The sequence below is a fragment of the Streptomyces sp. NPDC030183 genome, assembly GCF_055573455.1.
Genome location: NZ_JBVIBK010000004.1, coordinates 98619 through 109624 on the forward strand (window position 1 = coordinate 98619; position 11006 = coordinate 109624).

An 11006-nucleotide genomic window follows, 5' to 3' on the forward strand; every position below is an offset into this window, starting at 1 on the left:
ACATCAGGACGCCCTCATTAGGCCTGAGGATGCGTCACGTGACGCACCTCGCAGTGACGCCCGTGGAGATTTCACCCAGGGGCCCGCCGGGATTTCACCCGGATGTGCCCAGAACCAGCCGGGGCGCTTACGATCCTCTGCGTGTCCAAACTGACCGACCTGCCCAAACGGATTCTGATCGGGCGCGCTCTGCGCAGCGACCGGCTCGGTGAAACGCTCCTGCCGAAGCGCATCGCTCTCCCCGTCTTCGCCTCCGACCCGCTCTCGTCCGTGGCGTACGCACCCGGTGAGGTCCTGCTGGTCCTCTCCATCGCGGGCCTGTCGGCCTACCACTTCAGCCCCTGGATCGCCGTCGCGGTCGTCGTCCTGATGTTCACCGTGGTGGCGTCCTACCGGCAGAACGTGCACGCCTACCCGAGCGGCGGCGGCGACTACGAGGTCGCCAACACCAACCTCGGCCCCAAGGCCGGCCTGACCGTGGCGAGCGCGCTCCTCGTCGACTACATCCTCACCGTCGCCGTGTCGATCTCCTCCGGCGTGGAGAACCTCGGTTCGGCCATCCCCTTCTTCGTCGAGCACAAGGTGCTGTGCGCGATCGGCATCATCGTGCTGCTCACGCTGATGAACCTGCGCGGGGTGAAGGAGTCGGGCAAGCTCTTCGCCATCCCCACGTACATCTTCGTCGTCGGCGTCTTCCTGATGATCGCCTGGGGCGCCTTCCGCGGTCTCGTCCTCGACGAGACGATGCGGGCGCCCACCGCCGACCTGGAGATCAAGCCCGAGCACCAGGGCCTCGCCGGCTTCGCGCTGGTCTTCCTGCTGCTGCGCGCCTTCTCCTCCGGCTGTGCGGCGCTGACCGGCGTCGAGGCAATCTCCAATGGTGTCCCCGCCTTCCGCAAGCCCAAGTCGAAGAACGCGGCGACCACGCTCGCCCTGATGGGCTTCTTCGCCGTCACCATGTTCTGCGGCATCATCGGCCTCGCCATGGCCACCGATGTGCGGATGGCCGAGAACCCGGCCGTCGACCTGGTGCGCGACGGCACCCCGGTGGGCGAGTCCTACGTCCAGAACCCGGTGATCTCGCAGGTCGCGGCCGCCGTCTTCGGTGACGGGACGTTCTTGTTCGTGGTGCTGGCCGCCGCCACCGCCCTGGTGCTGTTCCTGGCCGCCAACACCGCGTACAACGGCTTCCCGCTGCTCGGCTCGATCCTCGCCCAGGACCGCTACCTGCCGCGTCAGCTGCACACCCGCGGCGACCGCCTCGCCTTCTCCAACGGCATCGTGCTCCTCGCGGGTGCCGCCATGCTGCTCGTGTGGATCTACGGCGCCGACTCCACGCGGCTGATCCAGCTGTACATCGTCGGTGTGTTCGTCTCCTTCACCCTGAGCCAGACGGGCATGGTCCGGCACTGGAACCGCCATCTGCGTACCGAGAAGGACCAGGCCAAGCGGCGCCACATGGTCCGCTCCCGGGCCATCAACACCTTCGGCGCCTTCTTCACCGGGCTCGTCCTGATCGTCGTCCTCGTCACCAAGTTCACGCACGGCGCCTGGGTCGCCCTGCTCGGCATGGTGATCTTCTACGCGACGATGACCGCGATCCGTAAGCACTACGACCGGGTCGCCGCCGAGATCGCCGCCCCCGACGGGCCCAGCGACGACGTCGTACGGCCGTCCCGGGTCCACTCCGTGGTGCTGATCTCGAAGATCCACCGCCCGACCCTGCGCGCCCTCGCCTACGCCAAGCTGCTGCGCTCGCACACCCTGGAGGCGCTCAGCGTCAACGTCGACCCGGCCGAGACCAAGGCGCTCCAGGAGGAGTGGAACCGGCGCGGCATCGACGTACCGCTGAAGGTCCTCGACTCGCCGTACCGGGAGGTCACCCGGCCGGTCATCGAGTACGTCAAGGGGCTGCGCAAGGAGTCCCCGCGCGACGCCGTCTCGGTCATCATCCCCGAGTACGTGGTCGGCCACTGGTACGAGCATCTGCTGCACAACCAGAGCGCGCTCCGGCTCAAGGGACGGCTGCTGTTCACGCCGGGCGTGATGGTGACGTCCGTGCCGTACCAGCTGGAGTCCTCCGAGGTCGCCAAGCGGCGCGAACGCAAGCGTCAGGAGTGGAACGCGCCGGGTTCCGTGCGGCGAGGTCCGGCGGCCGACCGGTCCAAGACACCGGCGAACGGATCCTCGGGCAACCGGAGCTGATGCGCCGGGGGCGGTGTCCGCGTGAGGCGGGCGCCGCTCCCGTGGTCGGCGGCCGGACGACACCCACGTAGACTGGTGGGCTGTTGTCCGGCCGTTGTCGCATCCCTCTCTCCTGGAGTCACCCCGCCATGCAGGCAGAACCGAAGAAATCGCTGGTGGGGGAGGAGTACGAGGTCGAGATCGGCCCCGTCGCCCATGGTGGCCACTGCATCGCGCGCACGGCCGAGGGCCAGGTCCTCTTCGTCCGGCACACGCTGCCCGGTGAGCGCGTCGTGGCCCGGGTGACCGAGGGCGAGGAGGGCGCGCGCTTCCTGAGGGCGGACGCGGTCGAGGTGCTCGACGCCGCCAAGGACCGCATCGAGGCCCCCTGCCCCTACGCCGGTCCCGGCCGGTGCGGCGGCTGCGACTGGCAGCACGTCAAGCCGGGCGCGCAGCGGCGCTTCAAGGGCGAGGTCCTCGCCGAGCAGCTGCGGCGGCTCGCGGGCCTCACACCCGAGGAGGCCGGCTGGGACGGCACGGTCATGCCGGCCGAGGGCGACAAGGTCCCGGCGGGCGAGGTCCCGGCGTGGCGCACGCGTGTGCAGTACGCGGTGGACGCGTCCGGGCGCGCGGGTCTGCGCCGCCACCGCTCCCACGAGGTCGAGCCGATCGACCACTGCATGATCGCGGCACCGGGTGTGAGCGAGCTGGGCATCGAGAAGCGGGACTGGACCGGCATGGAGTCGGTCGACGCGATCGCGGCGACGGGGTCGCAGGACCGCCAGGTGATCCTCACGCCGAAGCCGGGGGCGCGCCTGCCGATCGTGGAGCTGGACAAGCCGGTGTCGGTGATGCGGGTCGGGGAGAAGGACCGGGGTGTGCACCGCGTCCACGGACGCCCCTTCGTCCGTGAGCGCGCCGACGACCGCACGTACCGGGTCGGCAGCGGAGGCTTCTGGCAGGTCCACCCCAAGGCGGCGGACACCCTCGTCAAGGCCGTCATGCAGGGCCTGCTGCCCCGCAAGGGGGACACCGCGCTCGACCTGTACTGCGGGGTGGGGCTGTTCGCGGGCGCGCTCGCCGACCGGGTCGGTGAGAAGGGGGCCGTCCTCGGGATCGAGTCCGGCAAGCGGGCGGTCGAGGACGCGCGGCACAACCTCGCGGAGTTCGACCGCGTGCGGATCGAGCTGGGCAAGGTCGAGGCGGTGCTGCCGCGCACCGGGATCACCGAGGTCGACCTCGTCGTCCTCGACCCGCCCCGCGCGGGCGCGGGCCGCAAGACGGTGGAGCACCTCTCCACGCTGGGCGCCCGCCGCATCGCCTACGTCGCCTGCGACCCGGCCGCGCTGGCCCGCGACCTCGGGTACTTCCGCGAGGGCGGCTACCGGGTGCGGACGCTGCGGGCGTTCGATCTGTTTCCGATGACGCATCATGTGGAGTGCGTGGCGATTTTGGAGCCTGCCGAGAAGGGCCTCTGACCGGCTCGTTCTCGGCGTTGGTTCCTGTACCGGCAGCGACACGCAGTTGCCGAAGTGTTCCGGGTGTTCGCGGGTGGGTTCGGCGGTGTACTCGTTCACGCGCCGGGCGGGGAGGCGGGCCGCCTTGTGGTCGCCGGAGTGGACGCCGCCTCGGTCCATGAGGTCGTCCTGCGACCGGGAGAGCAGGAGGTCTTCCCGCGCCCGGGATCGTCGGTGGCTCGGGGGGCCGCCCGCGGTCGACGAACACATGCGCCGTGTCATCGCCCGCTTCAGGTTCGACCTGACCAAGAGCGGTGTGGCGGAATCGATGACGGGCGTTGCACCTGAGCCGGTCACCGGTGAGTTCGTCATCGTCGGATGAGGACACTGCCCCGCCAAGCAGGGCGGCCAGGTCCTCACACGCCAGGACCGGCGCGAGGTGGCACCGGCGAAGTCCTCAGGGCCATGACCCGACTCGGCTTCGCCGGCGGCACCCGCCCCACCGCGGCATCGGCGCCCCTGGCCGGCCCTTGCGGGCCGGCCAGCGCAACGCTCGGCACCCCCCGACCGCCTGACTTGCGGACAGGGTGAGCCGACCAGTGAAGCCCCACCGGTGTGTTCGGTGGGCCGGTGGGTCAGTGGTCGGAGTAGCTGAAGTCGCCCACGGTCCAGGCACTGACGTCGTCGATCGCGACGCGGTACATCCCGCCTGTCTCCGGGATCCCCACCGTGCCCTGCAGGATCCGAGCGACGTGGAAATGCAGATGCGTCGGCGGCCCGTCCTTCCTCGCGGGTGCGTCGAAGGCGGCGGAGAACTGGCGCAGGTCGGCGGAGTCCGTCAGCACCTCCGACACCCTCTGCCTCCACATGGCTTCCGGGGCCAGCCGGCCGGTGATGACAGCACCGCTGGTGACCGCGGTCAGGGACATCTGATTGCTCTGTCCGGACTCCACGAGGGCCGCTATCGCAACGAGCAGCTCGTCAGGCTTCGACATGGGATCAGATTCTATGCACCGGACCGCCCGGGAGTGCAGCGGTGGTGCAACCGGGCGAGACGGGCGCATACGGCTCGCCTGGTGCCGCGTCACCGGTCAGGGGTGCATATGTGCGGCGGCTGCGAGCCAGGGGCATGCTCGCCTGCGAATCGTCCATGTCCATGCCCGGCCCTTGCCCACCCGACCCTGTGCCCCGCCGATCCCCCGAGCCGTCGTGCTCGCCGGAGGGAGGGGCGCGGTCGGCGCGCCGCGCCGGTCGGCGCCGTCACGGGAAGCTCCGCGGGCGGTTCTGGATCGAGCCAGGCCCGGCAGACCCGAACTGCCGGGCCGCAGTCCACGTATGACGGTACGGTCGTGGAGTTTCGAAGCCAGGTTGCTGTGCGACGGCGACGGGACTGACGACCGGACCGGGTGCCCGAAGTGACGAGGGGCCGCCGTGAGCAGGACCGCGGTTGCGCGGAGAGATGGTGCTCGTGTCCGAACGGCTCCACCGGCATGCCGCTCACCTCCGGCCCGCTCGCGGCGCCGCCGCAACGGGTGAGGCGGCTGGCACGCTCACTACCCGGGCGCCGCCGCGCCTCCAGGCATCCCCCCACACGGCCCCAGCCGTTGATCGAGCCGCGAGTGCCGGCGAGAGGACCGTGCCGGAGGCGGAGGCGCCTGCTGTCGTGGTCAGTAGACGGTGAGGGCGATGGCGATGTAGTGCGCGGTGAAGGCCGCCACGGTCAAGGCGTGGAACACCTCGTGGAAGCCGAACCAGCGGGGCGAGGGGTCGGGGCGTTGGACGGCGTAGACCACCGCGCCCGCGCTGTAGAGGAGACCGCCGGTCACTGTCAGGGTGACCACGGCCGTACCGCCGGTGTGCAGGAAGTCGGGCAGGTAGCGCACCGGTGCCCATCCCAGGGCCAGGTAGCAGGGGGTGTACAGCCAGCGGGGAGCGTTGATCCACAGCACGCGGAAGGCAATACCGGTCAGCGCGCCCGTCCATACGATCCCGAGCAGCAGGTCGCGCCGGTCAGGAGGGAGGAGGAGCACGGCCAGAGGGGTGCAGGTCCCGGCGATGATCAGGAAGATGTTGGCGTGGTCGAGCGACGCAGGACGGCCTCACCCATCGGCCCCCAGGTACCCAGGTGGTAGACGGCGCTCGTCCCGAACAGCAGCCAGGCGGTGACGGAGTACACGGTGCAGGCCAGGGCCGCCTGCTGGGTCCGGGCCAGGCAGATGAGGACGATGCCGACGCTCAGCGAGGCAGGCACCATCGCGGCATGGAGCCAGCCACGCAGCTTCGGCTTGACCGGCTCGACCATGTCGGCCGCCCACTCGACCAGGTCGGCGACCGGGTGGAACTCCTCCGCGGCATTGCCATGATGTGATCCGCCGGGGAGACCGGCTACGGCGTCCCCGGAAACAGCTTCCCGTCCTGTCTCGTTCTTCTGGGCATCATCGGCAATCATCCGATCATGCTAAGAGGCTGCCCGCGCAGGGGAGGCGGCGATCAGGTGGGGAATTCCACCGAAGGCGGCGCCGCCTTGACCCCTCCCTGTCCGGCCGCCGGCGTCACCCGGTCATCCCGGAGCGGCCGCTGCCGGTGCCCCGCTCCGTCGGGAAGAAGAGATCACACAGGCAATGGATCATCCCGTCCCGCTCTCCGGGTACCGTCAGGGCATGAGTCATCCGCACCCCGAGCTGAAAGCCGCCCCGCCCCTTCCCGAAGGAGGGCTGCGGGTCACCGCCCTGGGCGGCTTGGGCGAGATCGGCCGCAACATGACCGTCTTCGAGCACGCGGGCAAGCTGCTCATCGTCGACTGCGGCGTGCTCTTCCCCGAGGAGACCCAGCCCGGCGTGGACGTGATCCTGCCGGACTTCACCTCGATCCGGGACCGGCTGGACGACATCGTGGCCCTGGTACTCACCCATGGCCACGAGGACCACATCGGCGGCGTGCCGTACCTGTTGCGCGAGCGGTCCGACATTCCCGTCGTCGGCTCCAAGCTGACGCTGGCGTTCCTGGAGGCCAAGCTCAAGGAACACGGCATCCGGCCGCGCACGGTGCGGGTGCGGGAGGGCGACCGGCGCGGCTTCGGTCCCTTCGACTGCGAGTTCGTGGCGGTCAACCACTCCATCCCCGACAGTCTCGCGGTCGCGATCCGCACCCGGGCCGGTCTGGTGCTGCACACCGGCGACTTCAAGATGGACCAGTTCCCTCTCGACGACCGCATCACCGATCTGCGCGCCTTCGCCCGCCTCGGCGAGGAGGGCGTGGACCTGTTCCTCACCGACTCCACCAACGCCGAGGTGCCCGGCTTCACCACATCTGAGCGTGAGCTGAACCCGGCGATCGAGCAGGTGATGCGCACCGCGCCGCGCCGGGTCATCGTCTCCAGCTTCGCCAGCCATGTGCACCGCATCCAGCAGGTCCTGGACGCCGCGCACCAGTACGGCCGCAAGGTCGCCTTCGTCGGCAGGTCGATGGTCCGCAACATGGGCATCGCCCGTGACCTGGGCTACCTGCAGGTCCCCTCCGGTCTGGTCGTGAGCACGAAGGAGCTGGAGAAGCTCCCGGACCACAAGGTCACGCTGGTGTGCACCGGCTCCCAGGGCGAACCGATGGCCGCGCTGTCACGGATGGCTACCCGCGACCACCTGATCCGCATCGGCAAGGGCGACACCGTCCTGCTCGCCAGTTCCCTCATCCCCGGCAACGAGAACGCCATCTACCGGGTGATCAACGGGCTCACCCGGTGGGGCGCCCACGTGGTCCACAAGGGCAACGCCAAGGTGCACGTCTCCGGGCATGCCAGCGCGGGCGAGCTCGTCTACTGCTACAACATCGTCAAACCCCGCAACGTCATGCCGGTGCACGGCGAATGGCGCCACCTGCGGGCAAACGCCGACCTCGCGATCCGTACCGGCGTCGACCCCGACCGGGTCGTCATCGCCGAGGACGGGGTCGTCGTCGACCTGGTCGACGGACGCGCATCCATCACCGGCAAGGTCCCCGCCGGCAACGTCTATGTGGACGGCATGGAAGTCGGCGGCGCCACAGAAGCGTCCCTCAAGGACCGCCTCACCCTCGCGGAGGAAGGCGTGGTGACGGTGGTGGCGATCGTCGACGCGGACACCGGTGCCCTCGCCGAGGCCCCCGACTTCCTGGCCCGGGGCTTCGTGCACGACGACAGCACCTTCGAACCGGTCATCCCCGTCATCGAGAAGACCCTGGCCGGCGCGGCCGAGGAAGGCGTCGGGGACGCGCGCCAGCTCGAACAGCTCATCGCCCGCGCCGTGGCGAACTGGGCGTTCCGTACCTACCGTCGCAAGCCCCTCATCATCCCCGTCATCATCGACGCCTGAGCCGCGGCCCGGCAGGCGCCCGGGGGCGGACGCCGATGTGCACGAGGTGAAACCCGGCGACGAGTCGTTGCTGATGTCACCGCTGCGCCGGGCATCCCGTAGTCCCCTCCGGCGGCTGACCTGCCGCCCGAGCAGCACCATCACGGCCACGGGACAGGAAGCGCGGGCAGCCCGGTGTACCGGCCGGAGGAGGAGAGGGATGACGCCACGGGCGGGCATGTGTTCGTGCATGCCCACCCGTCGGGGTGCAGGCGGCTTTCCGGTCCGGTGATCAGGTGGTGCGCTGGGGGTGTTCTTCTAGCGCGGTCGCGAGGATGTCCAGGGCCTCCTTCCAGTCGGGCAGGGGCATGGTCAGCGGGGGGAGGAGCTTGAGGACGTGGCCGTGGCCGGAGGTCTCCGCGATGACTCCCTCGCGGTACAGCGACATCTGCACCCGGGCGGCGTGGGCGGGATCCTCGAAGCGCAGACCGCTCATCGCACCCTTGCCGACGACCTCCGCGGCCGGGGCCGGTAGGGCGGCGGTGACGGACTCGAGCCCCGTGCGGATCGCCTCGGTCAGCTCGGCGGCGTGGGCGGTGAAGTGCGGGTCCGTCCAGAGGTCGAGGGCGGCACAGGCGCCGACGAGGGCGAGGTTGTTCCCGCGGAAGGTGCCGTTGTGCTCGCCGGGCGCCCACCGGTCGTAGGTACGGCGGATCAGCAGGGCCGCCATGGGCAGGCCCATGCCGCTCAGCGACTTCGACAGGCACACCAGGTCCGGATCCAGGCCGGGGGTGTCCTCGAAGCTGAAGAAGGTGCCGGTGCGGCCGCAGCCGGCCTGGATGTCGTCGACCACGACCAACGCGCCCACCGCGTCGGCCAGTTCACGGATCCGCCTCAGCCATGGGCCCGGCGCCACATGGAGGCCGCCCTCGCCCTGGACCGTCTCCAGCAGGATCGCGGCGGGCGCGGGGACCTCGGAGCCGGGGGCCAGCGCCTCCTCCAGCGCGGTCATCGCGTCCGGGGCGTCCCCGTAGGGCAGGATCGTCACGTCCCGCAGGGGCACCCCCGCCCCGCCGCGCAGCAGCGGGGAGGAGGTCGCTGCCAGCGCGCCCAGCGACGCTCCGTGGAAGCCGCCCGTGAAGGCGATCACCCGCGTGCGCCCGGTGACCTTGCGGGCCAGCTTGAGGGCCGCCTCGACCGCGAGTGTCCCCGCCGGGCCGGGGAACTGCACCACGTGGTCGCCGAACCCCCTCGGTTCCAGCACCACCTCCGTGAACCGTTCGAGGAACTCGGCCTTGGCCGCGGTGTGCAGGTCGAGGGACTGCACGGGGCCGCCGGCCGCGAGATAGGCCGTCACCCGTTCGACGATCTCCGGCGGGTTGTGACCGTAGTTCAGCGCGCCGGCCCCGCACAGCAGGTCCACATAGCGGCGCCCGGAGACGTCCCACAGGTGGTGCCCGGCCGCGCGCTCGAACACCACCGGGAAGTTGCGGCAGTAGCTGCGTACGTTCGACTCACGACGCTCGCACACCGCGAGCCGGGCCCGCTCGGCCTCGGTCATGTCAGCACGTACCTTTCGTAGTCGGCACTCATCCGTCATTCATCCGCACTCGTCCGCGCCCGCCCCGGCGCTCACTTGACCAGGACCGTTCCGTCGCCGGGGCGGTGGTCGCGGGAGCGGCGCAGGTCCGAGAAGGCGAACGTCCGCTGGAGCCAGCGGTCCCGGCCGTCGTAGCGGGGCATGAAGGCCGAACGCCCGTGCAGCGTCACCCGGTTGTCGACGATCGCCAGGTCGCCGGGGCGCAGCAGCACCCCGGTGTACGTCCTGTGCGCGACCTCGCTCAGCTCAGCGAGGGCGGCACGGCCCGCGTCGGTCACGGCCCGGGTGGCCGCCTCGTCGTAGCGCAGATCCGGATCCTCCGGGTCACCGGTGAGGACCGCGTGCGCGGTGCCCTGGCCGGCCGGGCCGAAGGACGGGGGTGCGTCCGTGACGTACTCGGGCCGGGTGAGGGCCTCCCGGGTGCCCGGCGTGAGCAGCGGCAGGAGACGGCGTACGCAGCTGGTGCGCAGCTCCGCGACGCCCTCGTGGTCGGACCGCAGGCACAGCAGCAGCACATGGTCGGGGCGGTGGGGGTGAAACGCGTTCTCGGTGTGGAAGGTGAGTTCCACGGAGCCGACGTTGCCCTGCACCTGCTCCTGGCCCGGCACCGGTACGACGTCCTGGACCAGGGCACCGGACTTCTCCGCGGCGAACGCGGCCGGGTCGCCGAGCCCGGCCGCGAACAGCAGCAGGGTCGCCGCCGGAAGTGACGGCACCCGCTGCACCGAGCCCTTCACCATGGGGGTGGGCGGCAGGTCCGGGGCGCCGATGGGGAGCCCGCGCAGGACCAGGGCGCCGTCCGGGCCGGAGTGCCTGCGGAACTCCCGTATCGACCGGCGTACTTCGGCGGGTGCGTCCTCCCAGGCGTGCCGGGCCCGGGCCACCCACTCGGGGTCGTCGACCCGGTCTCCCGCCCGGGCCAGCAGACCCCGCGTCACCAGGTCCAGCGCGGCCGACTCATGGGTGCCGAGGCGGACCGCCCCGTCCCCCTCGCCGTACGACGGTTCCGCGCCGGCCGCCGACGGCATCACTTCGACGCTGCTCACGTGCGTGTTCCCTCTGCTCTCGTGCCGTCGCCCGCGTCACTCGCCCATGGCTTCGACGAGGCTCTTCGGGCGCAGGTCGGTCCACTCGCGCTCGATGTACTCCAGGCAGGCGGCCCGTCCGTCCGGGCCGAAGGCGGTGGTCCAGCCCGCGGGCACGTCGGCGAAGTCGGGCCACAGGGAGTGCTGGCCCTCGTCGTTGGTCAGGACCCGGTAGATGCCGTCGGGGTTCTCGAAGGGGTTGGTCATCGCTGTTTCCTCTCGGGTGGGCAGGCCCGTTCGGCGGGCCTGCCGGGTCGATGCGGTTGGATCGGTACGGTCGGTGGGTGTGGTTGGTGGGTCTGGTCGGCGGGTCGGTCAGTGGGCCGGTCGGGTCGGTCGGCCGGTCGGTCGGCCC

The 11006-nt window shown here is 70.8% G+C and carries 7 protein-coding genes and 2 pseudogenes; 4 read left to right on the forward strand and 5 right to left on the reverse strand.

All coding sequences use genetic code 11. The features are described 5' to 3' along the window. The first annotated feature begins 141 nt into the window (after positions 1 to 141). From ACZ4Z2_RS06630 to ACZ4Z2_RS06640, 3 genes and pseudogenes are all read left to right on the forward strand, one after another. Positions 142 to 2205 (forward strand): APC family permease, encoded by a 2064-nt coding sequence (locus tag ACZ4Z2_RS06630; RefSeq protein ID WP_468073046.1) that lies wholly within the window; start codon positions 142 to 144, stop codon positions 2203 to 2205. A 128-nt stretch (positions 2206 to 2333) separates the two neighbouring features. Next, entirely contained in the window at positions 2334 to 3662 is a 1329-nt protein-coding gene (locus ACZ4Z2_RS06635) for a class I SAM-dependent RNA methyltransferase (protein ID WP_468073048.1), read from the forward strand. Positions 3663 to 3909: 247 nt separating this feature from the next. Next, a pseudogene (locus ACZ4Z2_RS06640) lies at positions 3910 to 4232 on the forward strand (SCO5918 family protein). A gap of 44 nt (positions 4233 to 4276) precedes the next feature. Here the strand turns inward: ACZ4Z2_RS06640 and ACZ4Z2_RS06645 are convergent. Together ACZ4Z2_RS06645 and trhA are read right to left on the reverse strand one after the other, a co-directional pair. Beyond that, positions 4277 to 4636 carry a hypothetical protein gene (locus ACZ4Z2_RS06645; protein ID WP_468073050.1) on the reverse strand — a complete coding sequence of 120 codons (360 nt, stop codon included), beginning with the start codon at positions 4634 to 4636 and terminating at the stop codon, positions 4277 to 4279. Between the two features lie 672 nt (positions 4637 to 5308). Further along, positions 5309 to 5943, reverse strand: a pseudogene (gene trhA, locus ACZ4Z2_RS06650) (PAQR family membrane homeostasis protein TrhA). Positions 5944 to 6301: 358 nt separating this feature from the next. On the opposite strand from trhA, the gene ACZ4Z2_RS06655 reads away from it, so the two are divergent. Further along, positions 6302 to 7987 (forward strand): ribonuclease J, encoded by a 1686-nt coding sequence (locus ACZ4Z2_RS06655; RefSeq protein WP_468073052.1) that lies wholly within the window; start codon positions 6302 to 6304, stop codon positions 7985 to 7987. 271 nt (positions 7988 to 8258) lie between these two features. Here the strand turns inward: ACZ4Z2_RS06655 and ACZ4Z2_RS06660 are convergent, their stop codons facing one another. From ACZ4Z2_RS06660 to ACZ4Z2_RS06670, 3 genes are all read right to left on the reverse strand, one after another. After that, complete coding sequence (locus tag ACZ4Z2_RS06660; protein ID WP_468073054.1) at positions 8259 to 9527, reverse strand: diaminobutyrate--2-oxoglutarate transaminase; 1269 nt, start codon at positions 9525 to 9527, stop codon at positions 8259 to 8261. A gap of 71 nt (positions 9528 to 9598) precedes the next feature. Then, positions 9599 to 10594 carry a TauD/TfdA family dioxygenase gene (locus ACZ4Z2_RS06665; protein ID WP_468073358.1) on the reverse strand — a complete coding sequence of 332 codons (996 nt, stop codon included), beginning with the start codon at positions 10592 to 10594 and terminating at the stop codon, positions 9599 to 9601. 54 nt (positions 10595 to 10648) lie between these two features. Then, the gene (locus ACZ4Z2_RS06670; protein ID WP_099969990.1) at positions 10649 to 10858 is read right to left on the reverse strand and encodes an MbtH family protein; all 210 of its coding nucleotides are present in this window, start codon (positions 10856 to 10858) and stop codon (positions 10649 to 10651) included. Between the last annotated feature and the right edge of the window lie 148 nt (positions 10859 to 11006).